Genomic DNA, 19,015 nt, shown 5'->3' with positions numbered 1-19,015 from the left:
TTATGCTGCTGTTGGCAACATCGTCATTGACATTTGACGGATTTGAAAATAATGATTATAAAAATTTATTTTCCTGTGCGCCTGAAGCCGGTTACCGGAGGGTGGAATTCAATTGCTGGTATGGGGAGACACTTACGCCCGCCAGGATAAGGAGCCTGAAAAGAAGATGTACACAGGCAGGGCTGGAGCCGATTGCTCTGCATGTTTCCGCTTTTGGAGGCAGTACTTCGGAAATCAGGGCGTTAAATACAGCTCATAAGCTTCGGGCTATGGAAGCTGCCAGGGAGCTTGGATGCAGGAGAATTGTGGCATCAGGTACGGCGGGGGACGGGACGCTGGATGATATTCTTTATGAGCTGGAATGTCTGGAGCCGGCAGCGGGAGAATACGAAGTTTCCATTTCCCTTGAAAACCACTGCAATAATATTCTGGCGGGCAGAGAAGATTATGAATATTTGTTTCAGAGAATAGACAGCCCGCATATCGGTATCTGTCTGGATGGAGGGCATCTGGAAGCACATGGGGAGAGTATAGCAGCCTTTATAGATACTTTTTATCCGAAAATCAATCATCTCCATCTTAAGGAAAACCTGATTTTCGGTCAGAAAAGTTTCTGCCGGTTCGGCATGGGGGGAACAGATAATACGGATATGGTAAAGCGGATGAAGAAAAAGGGATTTGAGGGCTATATGTCTGTAGAGCTGTCACCGGAGATCAGGGAATCCGGGCAAAAGGTCCCGGGGAGCAATATCCCCTTTACGATGGAAGATTGGCGTAGGCCGCTTGAGCTGTTTTCTTTTTTGGAAGAAGGTTAAGGAAGGGATGGGATCAGGATGCTGAAAACGGGAATTATCGGTGCGGGAGGAATTGCATGGAAACATTGTGAAGCGCTTCACAAGCTGGGAGTGGAAATTGCGGGGATCTACGATATTAATTCCGACAATGCCCGGAGGCTGGGAGAAGCCTTCGGAGCTCCTGTTGTTTTAGATGCAAAGGAATTAACGGAAAGGGCGGATATGGTACATATATTTACGCCGCCTTCCAAAAGACTGGAATATGTGGAGTATGCGCTGGCCTGCCGGAAACATATTTTTATGGAAAAACCGGCAGCAATTGCTCTGGAGGATGCAAAAAAAATGGAAGAGGCGGCCGCAGCCGTGCCGGTATGCTTCATGGTGGGCTTTACCCAGCGCTTTCGCAGGGGATATAAAAGGCTTTGGGAGTGGATGGAACAGGGCAAACTGGGAGAGGTGGTGCAGGTGTATTGTTTCCGCATCGGCCCCGGTCCCGGTTCTGACGGAAGACTCAATGAAAGCTGGAGAACAGCGGCGGGCTATGTGTGCGGCATGACCATTGAATCCCTGTCTCATGATATAGATTTTTTACAGTCCTTTGCGGGGAAAGCAACGGAAGCAAAGGGCTTTGTAAAGGGGACAGTGGCGGCGCTGCCTCAGTTTGATAATAATGTTAGCGCCGCTTTAAAGTTTGAAAGCGGCGCAATCGGGGCGATTACGGCAAGCTGGAGCTCTCATGTTGCTTTTAATGTAAAAGGAATCATTGGTACAAAGGGAAGTGCTATGCTCATGGGGGAGGATATCTGGGATTCCACCCGTCTGAGAGCCAAGTTCGATGACGGAACTCTGGTTGATGAGGTTCTGGAGGATATCTTCCAGGAGGGAGAAGGATATCTGGAAGAAAACCGTCATTTCCTTACCTGTATTAAAGAGGGAAATTCTCCCTTATGTAGTATTTCCACAGGGCGGGAGGTACTTGAGGTTTCTCATAAAATACTGGCCTCATCCACAGGGAGTGCGGAAAAACTATGAAAAAAGGAATCTGTTTGACGGCGGTATATCCTGAAGCCATGTATGATCTGGCGTTGTTGACTGCTTTGCTGGAACAGGTATCGGAACAGGGAATTTTTGACTGTGTGGAATTTTATTTTGAAGGTTCCATAGAAGAGATGGGAATAATCAGGAGAGAGCTTGTAAAGAGGAATCTGTCCTCCGTGTTTCTGGCCGGATTTCCCATGAAAAGAGACGGCGTGGATATCACCTCTGCGGATGAAGAAAAACGGCTTCAGAGCGTGGCTTTTGTGAAAAGAATGTATGAGTTCAGCCAGGCATTAGGCACGCAGAAAATGCTGATTTTAAGCGGACCAGTGTGGGAACAGGCACACACTTCCAACTTCCTTGCAGAGGAAAAAATAGTGGATCAGGCCGTGAAATCTCTGAAAGAATTAGGAAAACTCTGTAAAACGGGAACGCCGGAGATAACACTGGAATTTTTTAATGATAAAGGAGAACCGTGGCTCGCCCTTGGGAAAATAGATATGGTAAAAAGGGTATTTCAACAGGCGGGGGAATGCGGAATCGGAATTACCTATGACACCAGTCATGCGGTACAGTTGGGGGAAGAAGTCCTGAAAAGCTTTGCGATTCTTTCACCCTGGATACATCACCTGCATCTTGCTAACAGCGTATCCAAAGCAATTGAAAATCCGCTTTTTGGAGATAAGCACCCGCTTTTTGGTGTAAAGGACGGAGATTTCACGGTGGAGGATATCAGAAAGAATTATGGTGCATTACTTAAGAAAAATCTGCTGTGCAATGTGGATATCTGTTCCCTGGAGGTGATAAGCACAGCCGACAGGGATTGGTATTACGGCAAAGTCTGTGAACAGGCAGCAGAAATATGGAAAGGGGATTATTGAGAATGAAGGCATTAGTTAAGGAAGAAAAGAAGGCGGGAGCCGTATTAAAAGAGGTTGAACGGCCTTCTATAAAAAGGGATGAGGTTTTAATTAAGGTAGAGGCGTCCGCTTTATGTAAATCAGATGTGGATGTTTATGAATGGACGCCTCTCGTGGCGAAGGCGGAATATCCTCTTCCCTTTATAATGGGGCATGAATTTTCAGGACGAATCGTGGAAGCAGGAGAGGATGTGAAGGGATTTTCCGTGGGAGACAGGGTTGCCGGAGAAACTCATATTCCGTGCGGATACTGTGAGACCTGCAGGACCGGAAACCAGCATATATGTGGGAATCATATGGGAGTTCTGGGGAGAACGGTGGACGGCTGCTTTGCTGATTATATCGCGCTTCACCAGAAGGCACTGATCCGGCTGCCTGAAAATTTGAGCTTTGAGCAAGGCGCTATTCTGGAGCCTTTTGCCACAGCTATGCATGCGGTTTCCAAAGCTGCTCCTTCTGGCAGAACGCTTTTGATCGCGGGTGTGGGGACCATTGGACAGATGGCGGTAGAAATTGCCAAGTTTCTTGGCTGTGTGAAGCTATTTGCCGTGGATGTCAATGACCTGAAATTGAAGGAAAGTGCTGCCAGAGGGGCGGATGTGCTGATTAACGGTATGAAGGAAGATTATGTGAAAACGGTCATGCGGGAAACTAACGGCAGAGGTGTTGACGCTGTCATTGATTTTACCGGAAATGAAAAGGTCATTAATCAGGCGGTGGAAGCCGTTAAAATTGCCGGGACCATTGTTCATGTAGGAATGGTGGAAAAACCACTTACCTATCATAATTTCATGTACGGCGTCGTCTATAAAGAACTGAACGTTACCGGTATTTTCGGACGCCGTATGTATGAAACCTGGACACAGGTAATGAATATTCTGGAAACGGGAAAAATCGATCTGCAGTCTTATGTAGGGAAAATCATGGAACTGAATGAATTTGAAAAAGCAATTGAGCTTTTCCCTCAGGTATCCGGAAGAATTGTTTTTACGGAAAAAAGCGGGGAACAGTAAGCATAACAGCGCCCGGCGGGGCAAACCCTGCCGGGTGGCGCGGGAAAAGAGGTTTCATATGAGCACAAAAACAAAAAAAGAAACGATGGATGGAAATACAGCCGCAGCCCTGGCATCCTACGCTTTTACGGAGGTAGCGGCTATCTATCCGATTACGCCCTCTTCACCCATGGCAGAGGCGGTGGATAAATGGTCCAGCGATGGAAGAAAAAATATATTCGGCAATCCGGTAAAACTCATCGAAATGCAGTCGGAAGGAGGCGCGGCAGGAACGCTTCACGGGAGTCTTCAGGCGGGGGCGCTGACAACAACCTATACCTCCTCCCAGGGCCTTCTTCTGATGATTCCCAATCTGTATAAAATAGCAGGAGAACTGCTTCCGGGTGTGCTGCATGTGAGCGCGCGCTCCCTGGCCTCCAATGCACTCAGTATCTTTGGAGATCATCAGGATGTTATGAGTATCCGGCAGACAGGTGTTGCGCTTCTCTCATCAGGAAGTGTGCAGGAATGCATGGATTTGGGGAGCATAGCTCATCTGGCTGCACTTAAGGCAAGATTGCCGTTCGTACACTTTTTTGACGGTTTTCGTACCTCTCATGAAATTCAGAAAATTGAAGTAATTGATCAGGAAACAATAAAAGAGCTGATAGACCAGGAGGCGCTGGAAATCTTTCGCAGCCGTGCGCTGAATCCGGATCATCCCGTTCTGCGCGGAACCACTCAGAACCCGGATATCTTTTTTCAGGAGAGGGAAGCGATCAATCCTTTTTATCAGGGACTTCCTGAAATCGTTCAGCAGTATATGGACAGGCTTGGAGAAAAGACGGGAAGGCGTTATCGGCTTTTTGATTATTATGGCGATGAAAAAGCAGACTGTGTGTTCGTAGCGATGGGTTCTTCCTGCGAGGTTATAAAGGAAACCATTGATTATCTGAACGGACAGGGAAATAAAACCGGCCTGATACAGGTAAGGCTTTACCGGCCTTTTTCAGGTGAACATTTAATGGAAGCAATACCCGATACCACTGAAAGAATTGTTGTTTTGGATCGAACCAAGGAACCGGGTGCGGACGGGGAACCTCTTTATAAGGATGTATGCGCTGCCTTTTCAGGAGCAAGGAAACAGCCCCTCATTATTGGCGGAAGATATGGACTGGCGTCCAAAGACTTTACTCCGGCCGATGTACTTGCGGTGTGGGAAAATCTGTGCAGTGACTTTCCGGCAAACGGCTTTACAGTTGGGATTACGGACGATGTTACAGGGCTTTCTCTGCCTATGCAGACGTATGTTCCGGATACAGAGCCTGAGGATACCATCAGTGCCAAGTTCTGGGGCCTGGGATCAGACGGTACGGTAGGCGCGAATAAGTCCGCCATTAAAATCATCGGTGACCACACGGATCAATATGTGCAGGCTTATTTCTCCTATGATTCCAAAAAATCCGGAGGGCTGACCATATCCCATCTGCGTTTTGGAAACAGTCCTATTCGTTCCTCTTATCTTGTCTGTCATGCTGACTACGTTGCATGTCACAACCAATCCTATGTAGATCGCTATGATTTGCTGGAAGGGATCAAAGAAGGGGGAACCTTCGTACTCAATTGTGTCTGGAACAGGGAAGAACTGGGGGAACACTTACCATACGCATTTATCCGTACGCTGGCAGAAAAGAAAATCCGGTTTTATATTATCAACGCCTTTGCTCTGGCGCAGCGTCTCGGTCTTGGAAATAGAATCAACATGGTCATGCAGTCAGCTTTTTTTGCCCTGGCGGAAATTATTCCCACGCAGGAAGCCATGCAGTATCTGAAGGATGAGGTTGTAAAAAATTACGGACATCAGGGACAGGAGGTTGTGGATAAGAACTTCGCGGCCATAGATGCCGCTGCGGGATGCCTGGAAGAAATTAATGTGGAAGCGCTGCTTGAAAGTAAGTTTGAAGAATCTGAAAAAAGGACTTTGGTAAAAACAGGTTCTGAAGAGCTGGATCACTTTGTAAATCATATTATGGAGCCGATGAACAGACAGAAAGGAGATGACATTCCGGTAAGCGCTTTTACGGGAATTGAGGATGGAACCTTTCCGCTTGGTACAACACAGTATGAAAAAAGAGGGATCGCCCTGTACATACCAGAGTGGAAGCCGGATCACTGTGTGCAGTGCAACCAATGCGCCTTAGTCTGTCCGCACGCCGTTCTGAGGCCATTTCTCATAACAGGTCAGGAACTTGAACATGCTCCCGAAAAGCTGCAGCAGAAGGCCAGGAGCGCAAACGGGAAGGACGGAAAATATTTTTATATGGCAGTATCGGCCATGGATTGTACAGGCTGCGGAAACTGCATAAGCGTATGTCCGGCAAAGGAAAAGGCCTTTGTCATGAGACCCCTTCCGGAAAGGAAGGAAGAGGATCGGGAAAGCTGGAATTATGTAACTGGCCTTGATAGAAAAAAGGAAACAACTAATAAGACTCTCACCGTGAAGGAAAGCCAGTTCCTGCTGCCTTATTTTGAATTTTCAGGCGCCTGTGCAGGCTGTGGAGAAACGCCGTATGCCAAGTTGATTACACAATTGTTCGGCGACCGCATGATGATTTCAAACTCTGCCGGTTGCACTACCGTATGGGGCGGAAGCGCACCTGCTGTTCCTTATAGAAAGGACAAGGATGGACACGGTCCGGCATGGGGATTTTCTCTGTTTGAAGACAATGCAGAATATGGTCTTGGAATGTATCTGGGCTATTGTGCGGTACGCGATGAGCTTCGTTCCCAAATTAAGCGGCTCAGGGAAAGCCTTGCCGTATATGCAGAGGGCGAAAAGGAAGAAATGCTCTATACAGCTATTTGTATGTGGGATGATAATTACGAAGTATCCGGTGGAACAAGAAAGAGGGCGGAAGAACTGGTAAATTGCCTGGTTCAAAACCTGCAGAAAAAAGGAGTACAGGAAATATATGCAAGAAAAGATTTCCTGATAAAACGTTCCAATTGGATTTTCGGCGGTGATGGATGGGCCTATGATATTGGCTTTGGAGGTTTGGATCACGTACTTTCCACAGGGGCAGATATTAATATTATGGTATTTGACACGGAGGTTTATTCCAATACGGGAGGCCAGTCCTCAAAATCAACGCCCAAAGCGGCTATTGCCAAATTTTCTGCAGCGGGAAAGCAGCGCAGGAAAAAGGAACTGGGAATGATGGCAATGCAGTATGGTGATGTGTATGTAGCACAAATTGCTTTGGGAGCAAATCCGTCCCAGGCAGTGAAGGTAATTCAGGAGGCAGAAAGCTATCCGGGTCCGTCGTTAATCATTGGGTATGCCCCCTGTATCAATCATGGAATTAAAGGAGGAATGGGGCAGACACAGCTGCAACAGAAGCGTGCGGTGGAAGCAGGATACTGGAACCTTTACCATTATGATCCCAGAAGAAAGATGCGGGATGAGAATCCTTTTGTTCTGGATTCCGGAAGGCCGACGGGAAATTTTGAGGAATTCCTTATGAGTGAGGTAAGGTTTTCATCCCTTAAAAAGAAAAATGAAAAACTGGCCCAGGAGCTGTTCGAACAGGCAAAAGAGGAAGCTATGGAACGGTATAAAAGATATGAAGCTCTGAGCAGGCATTAATTCAGATGGGAGCGGATATGAACAGAAAAGGAATATTAATTCACGAAAAGGACACGGTAGTTACCTTATCCGATCCGGCTTTACCGGGTGATGTAATAATTTATGAAAAGAACGGCGGGAAACAGTGCCTGACAGCCGTGGAAGAGATTCCACGATATCACAAGGCAGCCTGCCGGGATATTGGCAATGGAGAGCTAATATATAAATACGGACAGGTAATAGGACGGGCTACTGCGGATATTTCCGCAGGAAGCCTGGTCCATACAAAGAACCTGAAAAGCGTATGTATGACAGAGCCACGTGTGGGAAATGAGGAATGAAAAATGAGTGATAACAGGATAAAAGGATACAAAAGGCCGGACGGCAGATTCGGAATCAGAAATCGTGTCCTGATATTGCCTTGTTCCCTGTGTGCAAGCGAAACCGCAAGATTTGCATCCGAGCATGTAAAGGGAACGGTGGCTTTGTCCAATCAGGGAGGCTGTTCCCTCAGCCGCCGGGATTTGAATGTGACACTGGAAACTCTCTCGGGAATTGCCGCAAACCCTAATATTTACGGTACGGTTTTGGTAGGAAATGGCTGTGAAGTCGTACAGGCATCCCTGCTTGCAGAGGAGATACGGAAAAAAACGTGTAAGCCGCTGGAAATCGTAGTGATTCGTGAGGTAGGCGGAAGCATACGAGCCGTTGCTGAAATTGCCAGACTTGCGGAGAAGATGTGCCGGGACGCGGAAAGGGTTCCCCTGGTGGAAGCGGACTTATCTGAGCTGATATTGGGAACTGAATGCGGCGGTTCGGATCCTACCTCCGGCCTGGCAGCAAATCCCGTCGTTGGGGCTTGCTGTGACAGAGTGGTTCAGTGTGGCGGTACGGTTATTTTGTCGGAAACACCGGAGCTTATAGGAACGGAACCAATACTTTCACAAAGATGTAAAAACCGTGAAGTCAGCCGTCAGGTGCTTCAAATGATTGCAGATTATGAGGAAGACTTCAAACGTGTGGGTGAAAATCCCCGCAGCGGGAACCCGACGCCAGGCAATATCGCCGGGGGAATTACCACACTTGAGGAAAAATCTCTGGGCTGCATTCATAAAGCGGGAAGCAGTATTATCAACGAAGTAGTAGGTTATGCGGAACCGATTCATGAAAAAGGCCTTGTAGTTATGGATACCCCGGGGCAGGACATTGCCTCCATCATAGGTATGGCCGCAGCAGGTGCACAGGCTGTCATTTTTTCCACCGGACATGGAACTCCTACGGGTTCAGGCATAATACCTGTAATTAAACTGACGGCAAACCGGGAAACTGCATTGAAAATGGCGGATAATATTGATTTTGACTGCAGCGGCATACTGGAAAGCATCTGCTCCATCAACGATTCGGGAGAAGCGCTTTTCCAATTAGTATCGCAGGTATGTAACGGCCTTGAAACAAAAGCGGAACAGTTAGGGTTCCAGGATGTTTCTATGGCCCGATATTGTAACTTTGCCTGAAGGGAAAAGGATAAAGATATGGGTTTAATGACAGCACAGGAATATATAGAAAGTCTGCGCAGATTAAAGACAAAAGTATTTCTTATGGGAAAGCAGGTGGACAATTTTGTAGATCACCCTATGATAAGGCCATCCATAAATTCAGTGGCCATGACATATGAACTGGCTCAGGATCCTGCTTACCAGGATATTATGCTGGCAGATTCTAATCTGACAGGTAAGAAGATTAATCGTTTTTGTCATCTGCACCAGAATGAACAGGATCTGATTAAAAAAGTGAAAATGCAGAGATTGCTGGGGCAGAAAACTGGTTCCTGCTTTCAACGGTGCGTGGGTATGGATGCTTTTAACGCGGTTTTCTCCACTACATATGAAGTGGATCAGAAATATCATACCAGCTATCACGAAAATTTTATCCAATACATGAAATACGTCCAGGAAAATGACCTTACCGTAGATGGAGCTATGACGGATCCTAAGGGTGACAGAAGCCTTCCACCTGCAAAACAGGCAGATCCGGACTTGTATCTGCATGTGGTGGAAAAGACACGGGAAGGAATATATGTTACTGGCGCAAAAGCCCATCAAACAGGTGCGGTAAATTCCCATGAGCATTTGATTATGCCGACTATCGCCATGAAGGAAGCTGATAAAGCATATGCAGTATCCTTCGCAATTCCCTCGGATGCGGATGGGATCATAATGATATATGGAAGACAGTCCTGTGATACAAGAAAGCTGGAAAAACCCGGCTGTATTGATTGCGGAAACTGCAGGTTCGGCGGCCAGGAGGCTTTGGTGGTATTTGACCATGTGTTCGTTCCGTGGAAACGTGTTTTTCTGTGCGAGGAATATGAATTTGCCGGTGTGTTGGTAGAGCGGTTTGCCGGATACCACAGACAGAGCTATGGCGGCTGCAAAACGGGTGTGGGGGATGTGCTGATAGGAGCCGCCGCTGTTGCAGCAGAATATAACGGTGTCCGGAATGCATCCCATATAAAGGATAAGCTGATAGAGATGATCCATTTGAATGAAACTCTATACAGCTGCGGAATCGCCTGTTCGGCAGAAGGAAAGCCTACCCCCGCAGGAAATTATCAGATAGATAATCTGCTGGCTAATGTTTGTAAACAGAACGTGACAAGATTTCCTTATGAAATTGCCCGTCTGGCAGAAGATATTGCTGGAGGTCTGATGGTTACCATGCCCTCCGAAGAAGATTTCAATTCTCCGCAGACAGGAGATATATGCAAAAAATATTTCAGGGGCAGCGCAGAATCCAATACTATGGAGCGAATGAAAATATTACGTTTAATTGAAAATATGACCCTTGGAAGTGCGGCGGTTGGCTACAGAACAGAATCCATGCACGGGGCAGGCAGTCCTCAGGCACAGCGGATTATGATAGGCAGACAGGGGAGACTGGAAGAAAAGAAAGAACTGGCAAAAGCAATAGTTGGAATACCGTTGAAATAAGGAAAATATTGGATTTTTTTTCATAGATTTTCCGATGTCTACGCGGTATAATAATGATACCAGTGAAATAGAGAAGAGAGGGATTACCGTGCCAAACAATACATTGCTTGTTGAAAATGCATACAACTATATTCTGGATCAGATTCTGAATGGAAAAATCAAACCGGGAGACCGTATCCGGGAGGATATCATTGCAGAACAGTTGGAAACCAGCAGGACACCGGTGCGGGAGGCTGTGAATCAATTATGTCAGAATGGATTTATACATAACGTAAAGCGTAAAGGACTTTATTGTGTACAGATATCCAGGGAAGAATTGATCGATTTACTGGAATTGCGGTTAGTTTTGGAAGATTACTGCTATGCCAAATGTGCCGACAAAGCCACTAAAGAAGATATCGCCCGCTTAAATCAGTACATAGATGCGTTTATGGCGCTTCCGAAAGATGAGCAGCTGGCTAATCATGAAAAATATGATATCCAATTCCACCTTATGACAGCGGAAATGACGGGTTCTCAACGACTGACAAAATATATTAATGAAATAGAAACCTGTTTATTAATTGTCAGAAAAAATCTCAAGAATTCCAGCAGAAAAGAAGAAGTCGTAGATTTATCCTGGCTTTTGCACAAAAATATTGTAAAAGCAATGGAATTAAAAGACAAGGGACTTTTACAGGAGCTGAACAGAGAACACATTAAGCTAATGAAAGACACCCAATTGATTTGAATACCGCATAATTCAAAAAACGAAAGGCTAAAACATCGGTTAACGGTTGTTTTAGCTTTTTTTATTGCTTTTTTCATTCATAAAATCAAAAATCCCTGGCAAAACTAAAATCAATAGCAAATGATACAATCCGAGGCACCGCACCCACAGCCGTCCATTCCGCCGGCTCCCGGCGCGGTGCCCCGGCCCTGTAATCTTTCCCTGCCATAATCATGCCCATCTTAATTTAACCCTCCCTAATGAAAGGAGCCGATCCATGAAAATGACCTTCCGATGGTATGGGGATAACGATCCGGTAACCCTGGGGCAAATCAGACAGATCCCAGGCGTCACCGGCATCGTATCAGCCATATATAACATTCCCGTAGGTAAAGTCTGGCCCGTTGAGGCCATCAGGGAACTGAAAGAAAAAGTCAGCCGTTCCGGCCTTGCGCTGGAAGTGATTGAAAGCGTTCCGGTGCATGAGGACATCAAATTGCGCCGGGGAAAATACCAGGAATATATAGAGAATTATAAGGAAAATATCCGCAGGCTGGCAGCAGAGGGAATCCGATGCATCTGCTATAATTTCATGCCGGTTTTTGACTGGACGAGATCCCGCCTGGATCAGCCGCTGCCGGACGGCTCCAATGCCCTTGTTTACTATAAAGAGGATGTGGACAGGATGGATCCGGCAAAGATGTCCCTGCCCGGCTGGGATGCTTCCTATTTTCCGGAAGAGATCGAAGAGCTGATCCGGGAATATCAGCTTCAGGGCATTGAAGGCCTTTGGGAAAATTTGAAGTATTTTATCCAGGAAATCATTCCGGTCGCCATAGAATGCAATGTGAATATGGGCCTTCATCCGGATGATCCGCCGTGGCCTATTTTCGGAATTCCCAGAATTATCACGGACGAGGCTGCCATTGACCGTTTCCTTTCGCTTTATGATGATCCCCACCATGGCATCAGCCTTTGCAGCGGCAGCCTGGGCTGCGCCGCCTGCAACGATATCCCGCATCTGGTTTGCAAATACGGAAAGATGGGAAGAATACATTTTGCCCATATGAGGAATGTCAAAATACTGGAGGACGGTTCCTTTGAGGAAAGCGCCCATCCATCCTTCTGCGGCTCCCTGGATATGGTGGAAATCATGAAGGCCTATTATGAAACCGGATTTGAGGGCTATATGAGGCCGGATCACGGAAGAATGATCTGGGGTGAAACCGGGAAACCCGGCTATGGCCTTTATGACAGAGCGCTGGGCGCCGTATATCTCATGGGAATCTGGGAAACGTTAGAAAAGGAATGGAAAAAACGATGAATGATAAAACAGAACAAAATGCCGGGAATATAAGGCCCTTCGGCATGCGGGATAAAATAGGCTACATGTTCGGAGACTTTGGAAACGATTTTACGTTTATATTTGCCAGCTCTTTTCTCATGGTATTTTATACAAAGGTATTGGGAATCAGCGGCCTTGCCGTGGGTACCCTTTTTCTGGTGGCAAGATGCGTGGATGCGGTGACGGATATCACCATGGGCCGCATTGTGGATATGAGCCGTACCGGCCGGGATGGGAAATTTAAGCCCTGGCTGCGCAGGATGAGCGCGCCGGTGGCGCTGGCAAGCTTCCTTATGTACCAGTCCGGCCTTGCAGGCGCCTCCATGCCGGTAAAAATGATTTATATGTACGTAACCTATCTTTTGTGGGGAAGCATTTTTTATACGTCGATAAACATTCCCTACGGCTCCATGGCGTCCGCTGTCACCTCAGATCCGGATCAGCGAACCTCGCTGTCCACATTCCGCGGTATCGGCGCGACGCTGGCAGGCCTGGTCATCGGGGTGGGTGCGCCTCTTCTTATCTATACGACGGACGCTGCGGGAAATCAGATCGTAAGCGGTCCGCGTTTTACAGCAGTGGCAGGCCTGTTTTCCCTGCTTGCCATTGTCTGCTATTTTATCTGCTATCGCTGCACTACGGAGCGGGTGCGTATGGACAGGATGGGAAACCGGGAGAATGCAACGCTGGCAAGAACCTTCCGTACTGTTTTTTCCAGCAGGGCCCTTCTGGCGATTATCGGGGCAGCCATCGGCCTTCTGCTGAGCCAGCTTTTAATCCAGTCCATGAACCAGTATCTGTATCTGGATTATTTCCGGAATACCAAAGTGCTTTCCGCGTTCAGCCTGGTTTCCACCGTGGTGTCGCTGGCCATTGCAGGCGTTACCGTCCCCCTTTCCAAACGCTTCGGGAAAAAAGAAGTGTCTGCGGCGGCCACCTGTTTTTCCGGCGTGGCCTACCTGATTCTGTATTTCATGCACATTACCAGCGCATGGCTGTATATGATTCTCTCTGTCATCGGATTTCTGGGGGTGAACCTGTTCAATATGGTGATTTGGGCGAATATTACGGATGTGATTGATGATCATGAGGTAAGGACCGGAAGCAGGGATGACGGTACGGTGTATTCCGTCTATTCCTTTGCCCGTAAAATAGGACAGGCGCTGGCCGGAGGGCTGGGCGGCGCTGCGCTGCAGGCCATCGGCTACGATGAGCTGGCTACGGTGCAGAACGCCAGGGTGGTGGAAGGCATTTATGCCACAGTCAACCTGATCCCCGCAGTCTGTTTCCTGGGCGTGGCCGCCATTCTTGCCTTTGCCTATCCATTGAGCAGAAAAAAGGTGGAGGAAAATGCCGCCATATTAAAAAAGAAAAGAGAAATGGAACAGCGCTCCTGAAAGGGGCGCTGTCTTTCAGATCCATCCCCCGTCAATGGTGATGATTTGCCCGGTCATATAAGCGGGCGCCGTTATAAGCTGGCCCGCCAGGGCGGCCACCTCCTCCGGCCTTCCGATTCTGTCTGCCGGAATTTCTTCGATGAGAGAGGCCATTTCTTCAGGGGCAAAGCAGCGGTTCATATCGGTATCGATTACCCCGCAGGCAATGGCATTGACCTGGATATTGCTGGGAGCAAGTTCTTTTGCCAGCGCCTTTGTAAGACTGTTGACCCCACCCTTTGAAGCGGAATAGGCGGCTTCCATGGAAGCGCCCGCCTGTCCCCATACCGATGAAATATTGATGATTCGTCCCTGCTTGGCGTGCACCATCAGCGGAATTGCCCTTCGGCAGGTATAAAAACAGCTGTCAAGATTGGTTGACATAACACGTCTCCACTGGGAAACGGACATATCGGAAAGAAGTCCGATGTGAGAGATGCCCGCATTATTAATCAGTACATCCAGGCGGTTCAGTCCGTCAAACAACCGATCCACAGCCTCCGGATCGCCCATATCGCCCTGGAAAATGTGACAGGAAACGCCGTATTTTTTTTCCAGGCATCCGGCAAGCTCCTTTAACTGATCCAGTGAATTCAGGCAGGTCAGCGTAAGATCAAAGCCCTGCCTGGCCAGCTCTTTGGCTATAGCTTCCCCGATCCCGCGGGAGGCTCCGGTAATTAATGCTTTCTTTCTCATAGGGTTCTCCTTTTATGAACTTGGTGTCTTCCTATTGTAACATATCCTGAGGAAGGTTGAAAGCTGCGGCCGAAACCGGTATAATGGAAACAACGGCTGGATAAGCTTACAATAAAGAATGGTAAAGGGGTAGTGATTATGCATGATTTGATAATTATCGGTTCCGGCCCTGCGGGGCTGAGTGCTGCGGTATACGGAAGAAGAGCCGGATTTTCCACGTTGGTAATAGAGAAAAATCCCATGAGCGGAGGTCAGGTGCTCAACACCTATGAGGTGGACAATTATCTGGGGCTGCCCGGAATCAACGGTTTTGACATGGGGATGAAGTTCAGGGAGCATGCGGAAAAAATGCAGGCGGAATTCATGGAAGCGGATGTGCTTGGCGTGGAGGATTCCGAGGATTGCAAGCTGGTGAAAACAGCGGAAGGGGATTTTGAGGCCAGGGCGGTTATTATAGCCTCCGGCGCTTCCCACAGCCATCTGGGCGTGCCCGGGGAAGAGGAACTGAGCGGAATGGGCGTTTCCTACTGCGCCACCTGTGACGGCGCTTTTTTCCGGGGTAAGACGGTAGCGGTGATAGGCGGCGGAGACGTGGCGGTTGAGGATGCCATTTTCCTGGCCAGAGCCTGTGAAAAGGTATATCTGATTCACCGCAGGGACAGTCTCAGGGCGGCACAGTCGCTGCAGAATACCATGCTGGCGCTGCCCAATGTGGAGGTTTGCTGGGACAGTGTAGTGGAAAGTATCAACGGCGACGGCCAGGTAAGCTCTCTTACCATGCTGCATAAACCGAGCGGAGAGCGGCGGGAACTTCCTCTTCAGGGCGTTTTTATCGCAGTTGGCATTAAACCCAATTCCGAAAGCTTTATCTCCAACATTGCATCAGATGAAAAAGGCTACCTTATCGCGGGTGAGGACTGCGCAACCAGTATGCCCGGCGTATTTGCCGCAGGCGATATCCGTACCAAGAAGCTGCGCCAGATTGTAACCGCCGTGGCGGATGGGGCCAATGCGGTGGAGGGCGTACAGGAATATTTCCTGCAGTAATATTTCCTGCAGTAATATTGTAATTGTTCAGTACGGCGTATCTTCTTGAATGGCTCTTCTATTCAAGAAGCAGCGGATGTTCATCCAATGTAAATTTTAAATATTACGTAACAACTTTTATTGTTAATTATTGCCAGTATGTAATATAAAATCTGTAAAATTCAAAAAATGTTCACAATTTGGAAGGGAAGGCCGAGTGCCTTCCTTTCCTTGATTTTATGCGGTTTCGCAGGCTTTTTCTCTTTAGAATCGCTTTTTGTGTAAAGGTTGACAAAAAATGGCGGCGGTGGTATAGTTAACAACAGATGTAATAATTTCGTAACAAATGTAACAGTTCAAATGATTTTTTGGAGGAACTCATGAAATATACACGCGTGAAAGCTGTAACATGTGCAATCACTGCTTCCGCAGTAATATTTGGTACAGCTGCTATGCAGGCAAGTGCAACCGGTGTATCTTATGAACTTCCGGCAGCAGGCATCGGCCTGACGCTGGATGAAGGCAGTTCCCTCACAAGTGTACAGGAAGAAGCAGACCAGAGCGAAAAGGCTGCACAGACTGTCCAGACCGCACAGGAATCCTCAGAGGTAACATCTGTGGATATCGAAACCGGAATGACAGGAGCAGGAGAATCATCCATTGACGCACAGGTTGATTCCCATATCCAGGAACAGCAGACAGAGGCGGCGATTACCAATGGTATTGGCGTGGCAAGCGTACTGGATGCGGTGGAAGCTCCTGAAGCCGAAGCATCTGTGTCAGACGTGGTTCTGACAATCGGCGAGGATGCGGTTCTGAGCGGACAGGCTACCGTGCAGGGAGAAGCTCTTGCACAGTCGAAGACAATTGTTGAACCTGTAGACCTGAAGGAAACACAGACTGCCAAATCAGAGACAACCCAGACACCTGAACAGGAGCAATCCTCACAGGCAGTTAATAATAGCCAGGAAAAAGAATCCGAACCGGAAAAGGAAGAAAGCAGGGAATCTGAATCCCAGACCGAAACCTCTTCCGAAGAAGAGTCAAAGAAGGAAACCGAATCCTCTGCTCAGACCGAATCTTCATCAGAAGCTTCTTCTGAGACAAAGACGGAAGCTTCCTCTGAGGCAACAACAGAAACCTCATCTGAGACAACAACGGAATCTTCTTCTGAAACAACTACAGAGACTTCAACGGAAACAACCACTGAGACCACGACCGAAACAAGCAGTGAGACAACAACAGAAACTACAACAGGGACAAGCACAGAGACAACAACGGAAACCGCTTCCCAGGCACCTTCGGAAACAGCAACGGAGTCTGCAGCAACAGAAACTTCTTCTGAAGCTTCCGCAGAAGCAGCTCCGGCAGCAGAGACAACCTCCGCGGCAGCAGCCGTTTCATCACACGGTGAATCAGTTGCGGATTTCGCAGTGCAGTTTGTCGGCAACCCTTATGTATATGGCGGGACAAGCCTTACAAACGGTGCGGACTGCTCCGGTTTTGTAATGAGCGTATATAAGAACTTCGGTGTTTCCCTTCCTCATTCCTCATCTGCAGACAGAAATGTAGGCACGGATGTAGGCGGACTGGAAAATGCACAGCCCGGAGATATCGTATGCTATACCGGCCATGTGGGAATCTACATCGGCGATGGACAGATCGTACATGCCAGCACGGCAAGCACCGGAATCAAGATTTCTGAGGCGGATTACAGAACTCCTGTGGCAGTAAGAAGAGTTCTTCCCTGAGAAATAAATAATAATGAAAAGCAACAGAGGATATGTTCTTAGGAGCATATCCTTTTTATTATACAGAAAGAGTGTGTGATGGTGTTTGCCTGTCAGGAAAAAAATGCTGCGGAAGTGTACCAAAGAAGCTTATCAGGTCTGCGCTTCCCCTCCTGTTGGCCAGCCTGCTCCAGTCCTTTTACAGTATTGTGGATATGGATATGCTTGTTGTGAGGAATATAGCACGTGAAACGGGGCTTGTGGCAATCAGTAATGCTTCCATGTTGAGTTTTGTCATTAACTCTGTCTGCATCGGCGTTACAATGGGCGGAACGGTTTTAATTGCCCAATATAAAGATGCGGAGGAACAGCAGGGGCAGACAGTAACCGTTTGGAACATTTGGCTGCAATGTTGAATTACTTTGGTGTATCCGTCGCTGCAGCATCCGGTGTAGGGCTTAAAATAAATACGTTTGCAGGAATGCCCTGCTGGACAATAGGGCAGGCGGTTTCACCGATTCTGCCGGCTGTCACAGGTCTGATTTACTTTAAGGGCAAGTCCTGGGAAAGTAAAAAAATAATACATCACAGGACATGAAAAGCAGTCTGGCACGCCGTTTGCAGAGGGATGGCAGGAGACAGATTTTTAAAAAAAATCAGATAAAAATATATTATTGTCTGACACTTTCGAAATTATTTGAAAAGGCACTGAATTTATCCGAATTGTAGATTCTGCACAAAATTTGTCGAAGTATGTAGAAATAAGAGTTTTTTAACCACAAAGTTATCCACACAGAAAAAGCGGTATTTTTGGGGATTATGGAGTTATACACGAACTTATACACATTATCCACAGGTTGAGAAAATATTTCAGTGCTGTTCGTAAGAACGTAAAATGGAACGGGTGTTTTGGCAAGTTCCACGAATTTTACAAAATAATTACAAAGTTATGTCATTTCACATTGACAGAAACAATTATAAATTTTCAGTTAAAATTCTGAAAACATTGCATGCCGGTGTGGGGATATGTTATAATCCAAATAAGGACAAAAAGATATGCCGCAGGATGTGGACAGGCAATATGGTCTTTGTTCCTAATATGAAACAGAAGGGATGATCGGCATGAAATTCATTATCAGCGGAAAGAACATCGAAATAACACAGGGGCTTCGCAGCGCAGTGGAATCGAAGATTGGCAAGCTGGAAAAGTACTTCACCCAGGACACAGAAGTACATGTAACGCTGAGCGTTGAGAAAGACAGACAGAAGATTGAGGTGACAATCCCGGTAAAAGGCAGTATTATCAGGTCGGAGCAGACAAGCAATGATATGTATGTATCCATCGACCTGGTTGAAGAGGTAATTGAGAGACAGCTTAAGAAATATAAGAATAAAATTACGGACAAGCATCAGTCAGGCGGCAACTTCCAGCAGGCTTTTATTGATAAGGATTATCCGGAAGAAGAGGAGATCCAGATTGTCAGAACCAAGAAATTCGACATTAAGCCGATGTATCCCGAAGACGCATGTATCCAGATGGAACTTCTGGGACATAATTTCTTTGTTTTCTTCAATGCGGAAACAGAGCAGGTGAACGTAGTGTATAAGAGAAAAGGCAATACCTACGGATTGATTGAACCGGAATATTAAGAGTTAAGCAAGTGAGATAGAAAAGGGGGCCGCGCCCCCGGTGATCGATGGATCACCGGGGGCG

The 19,015-nt window shown here is 47.3% G+C and carries 16 protein-coding genes; 15 read left to right on the top strand and 1 reads right to left on the bottom strand.

The features are described from left to right. Nucleotides 1–2: 2 nt before the first annotated feature. From HMPREF1548_RS24655 to HMPREF1548_RS24605, 11 genes are all read left to right on the top strand, one after another. Nucleotides 3–815 (top strand): sugar phosphate isomerase/epimerase family protein, encoded by an 813-nt coding sequence (locus HMPREF1548_RS24655; RefSeq protein WP_021639459.1) that lies wholly within the window; start codon nucleotides 3–5, stop codon nucleotides 813–815. An 18-nt stretch (nucleotides 816–833) separates the two neighbouring features. Further along, the gene (locus HMPREF1548_RS24650; RefSeq protein WP_021639458.1) at nucleotides 834–1,826 is read left to right on the top strand and encodes a Gfo/Idh/MocA family protein; all 993 of its coding nucleotides are present in this window, start codon (nucleotides 834–836) and stop codon (nucleotides 1,824–1,826) included. Continuing rightward, nucleotides 1,823–2,713 carry a sugar phosphate isomerase/epimerase family protein gene (locus HMPREF1548_RS24645; RefSeq protein ID WP_021639457.1) on the top strand — a complete coding sequence of 297 codons (891 nt, stop codon included), beginning with the start codon at nucleotides 1,823–1,825 and terminating at the stop codon, nucleotides 2,711–2,713. The genes HMPREF1548_RS24650 and HMPREF1548_RS24645 overlap by 4 nt, the downstream gene beginning before the upstream one ends. Nucleotides 2,714–2,715: 2 nt before the next feature. Next, nucleotides 2,716–3,765 carry an alcohol dehydrogenase catalytic domain-containing protein gene (locus tag HMPREF1548_RS24640; protein ID WP_051358475.1) on the top strand — a complete coding sequence of 350 codons (1,050 nt, stop codon included), beginning with the start codon at nucleotides 2,716–2,718 and terminating at the stop codon, nucleotides 3,763–3,765. Between the two features lie 58 nt (nucleotides 3,766–3,823). Further along, nucleotides 3,824–7,390 (top strand): pyruvate:ferredoxin (flavodoxin) oxidoreductase, encoded by a 3,567-nt coding sequence (nifJ, locus tag HMPREF1548_RS24635; protein WP_021639455.1) that lies wholly within the window; start codon nucleotides 3,824–3,826, stop codon nucleotides 7,388–7,390. Nucleotides 7,391–7,407: 17 nt separating this feature from the next. Then, a complete protein-coding gene (locus HMPREF1548_RS24630; RefSeq protein ID WP_198168685.1) occupies nucleotides 7,408–7,710 on the top strand; it encodes a UxaA family hydrolase in 303 nt (100 codons plus the stop codon). Nucleotides 7,711–7,713: 3 nt separating this feature from the next. Next, complete coding sequence (locus tag HMPREF1548_RS24625) at nucleotides 7,714–8,883, top strand: UxaA family hydrolase (RefSeq protein ID WP_021639453.1); 1,170 nt, start codon at nucleotides 7,714–7,716, stop codon at nucleotides 8,881–8,883. Between the two features lie 18 nt (nucleotides 8,884–8,901). Then, nucleotides 8,902–10,359, top strand: a complete 1,458-nt coding sequence (locus HMPREF1548_RS24620) for a 4-hydroxyphenylacetate 3-hydroxylase family protein (protein ID WP_021639452.1) — start codon at nucleotides 8,902–8,904, stop codon at nucleotides 10,357–10,359. Nucleotides 10,360–10,447: 88 nt separating this feature from the next. Beyond that, nucleotides 10,448–11,089, top strand: coding sequence for a GntR family transcriptional regulator (locus tag HMPREF1548_RS24615; RefSeq protein ID WP_198168684.1), 642 nt, complete (start codon nucleotides 10,448–10,450; stop codon nucleotides 11,087–11,089). A gap of 256 nt (nucleotides 11,090–11,345) precedes the next feature. Then, nucleotides 11,346–12,392, top strand: coding sequence for a mannonate dehydratase (locus tag HMPREF1548_RS24610; protein WP_021639449.1), 1,047 nt, complete (start codon nucleotides 11,346–11,348; stop codon nucleotides 12,390–12,392). After that, complete coding sequence (locus HMPREF1548_RS24605; protein ID WP_044915665.1) at nucleotides 12,389–13,810, top strand: MFS transporter; 1,422 nt, start codon at nucleotides 12,389–12,391, stop codon at nucleotides 13,808–13,810. The genes HMPREF1548_RS24610 and HMPREF1548_RS24605 overlap by 4 nt, the downstream gene beginning before the upstream one ends. Nucleotides 13,811–13,825: 15 nt before the next feature. Here HMPREF1548_RS24605 and ymfI read toward each other — a convergent pair whose 3' ends face one another. Beyond that, entirely contained in the window at nucleotides 13,826–14,545 is a 720-nt protein-coding gene (gene ymfI / locus HMPREF1548_RS24600; RefSeq protein ID WP_021639447.1) for an elongation factor P 5-aminopentanone reductase, read from the bottom strand. 138 nt (nucleotides 14,546–14,683) lie between these two features. Here ymfI and HMPREF1548_RS24595 point away from each other — a divergent pair, with 138 nt between their 5' ends. From HMPREF1548_RS24595 to hpf, 4 genes are all read left to right on the top strand, one after another. Continuing rightward, a complete protein-coding gene (locus tag HMPREF1548_RS24595) occupies nucleotides 14,684–15,592 on the top strand; it encodes an NAD(P)/FAD-dependent oxidoreductase (RefSeq protein WP_021639445.1) in 909 nt (302 codons plus the stop codon). 359 nt (nucleotides 15,593–15,951) lie between these two features. Further along, entirely contained in the window at nucleotides 15,952–17,322 is a 1,371-nt protein-coding gene (locus HMPREF1548_RS24590) for a C40 family peptidase (protein ID WP_021639443.1), read from the top strand. 32 nt (nucleotides 17,323–17,354) lie between these two features. Then, the gene (locus HMPREF1548_RS29695; protein WP_021639442.1) at nucleotides 17,355–17,717 is read left to right on the top strand and encodes a hypothetical protein; all 363 of its coding nucleotides are present in this window, start codon (nucleotides 17,355–17,357) and stop codon (nucleotides 17,715–17,717) included. 706 nt (nucleotides 17,718–18,423) lie between these two features. Further along, nucleotides 18,424–18,951, top strand: coding sequence for a ribosome hibernation-promoting factor, HPF/YfiA family (gene hpf / locus HMPREF1548_RS24570; protein ID WP_025490300.1), 528 nt, complete (start codon nucleotides 18,424–18,426; stop codon nucleotides 18,949–18,951). Nucleotides 18,952–19,015: the final 64 nt, after the last annotated feature.

The sequence above is a fragment of the Clostridium sp. KLE 1755 genome (genome assembly GCF_000466465.2).
Lineage (GTDB): Bacteria > Bacillota > Clostridia > Lachnospirales > Lachnospiraceae > Eisenbergiella > Eisenbergiella porci.
The sequence above is the reverse complement of the archived record's forward strand: the minus strand, read 5'-3'. Positions and strand labels throughout refer to the sequence as shown.

Coding starts and splice junctions, on each gene's coding strand:
- HMPREF1548_RS24655 (WP_021639459.1), top strand. CDS start 3: ATGCTGCTGTTGGCAACATCGTCATTGACATTTGACGGATTTGAAAAT.
- HMPREF1548_RS24650 (WP_021639458.1), top strand. CDS start 834: ATGCTGAAAACGGGAATTATCGGTGCGGGAGGAATTGCATGGAAACAT.
- HMPREF1548_RS24645 (WP_021639457.1), top strand. CDS start 1,823: ATGAAAAAAGGAATCTGTTTGACGGCGGTATATCCTGAAGCCATGTAT.
- HMPREF1548_RS24640 (WP_051358475.1), top strand. CDS start 2,716: ATGAAGGCATTAGTTAAGGAAGAAAAGAAGGCGGGAGCCGTATTAAAA.
- nifJ (WP_021639455.1), top strand. CDS start 3,824: ATGAGCACAAAAACAAAAAAAGAAACGATGGATGGAAATACAGCCGCA.
- HMPREF1548_RS24630 (WP_198168685.1), top strand. CDS start 7,408: ATGAACAGAAAAGGAATATTAATTCACGAAAAGGACACGGTAGTTACC.
- HMPREF1548_RS24625 (WP_021639453.1), top strand. CDS start 7,714: ATGAGTGATAACAGGATAAAAGGATACAAAAGGCCGGACGGCAGATTC.
- HMPREF1548_RS24620 (WP_021639452.1), top strand. CDS start 8,902: ATGGGTTTAATGACAGCACAGGAATATATAGAAAGTCTGCGCAGATTA.
- HMPREF1548_RS24610 (WP_021639449.1), top strand. CDS start 11,346: ATGAAAATGACCTTCCGATGGTATGGGGATAACGATCCGGTAACCCTG.
- HMPREF1548_RS24605 (WP_044915665.1), top strand. CDS start 12,389: ATGAATGATAAAACAGAACAAAATGCCGGGAATATAAGGCCCTTCGGC.
- ymfI (WP_021639447.1), bottom strand. CDS start 14,545: ATGAGAAAGAAAGCATTAATTACCGGAGCCTCCCGCGGGATCGGGGAA.
- HMPREF1548_RS24595 (WP_021639445.1), top strand. CDS start 14,684: ATGCATGATTTGATAATTATCGGTTCCGGCCCTGCGGGGCTGAGTGCT.
- HMPREF1548_RS24590 (WP_021639443.1), top strand. CDS start 15,952: ATGAAATATACACGCGTGAAAGCTGTAACATGTGCAATCACTGCTTCC.
- HMPREF1548_RS29695 (WP_021639442.1), top strand. CDS start 17,355: ATGTTCTTAGGAGCATATCCTTTTTATTATACAGAAAGAGTGTGTGAT.
- hpf (WP_025490300.1), top strand. CDS start 18,424: ATGAAATTCATTATCAGCGGAAAGAACATCGAAATAACACAGGGGCTT.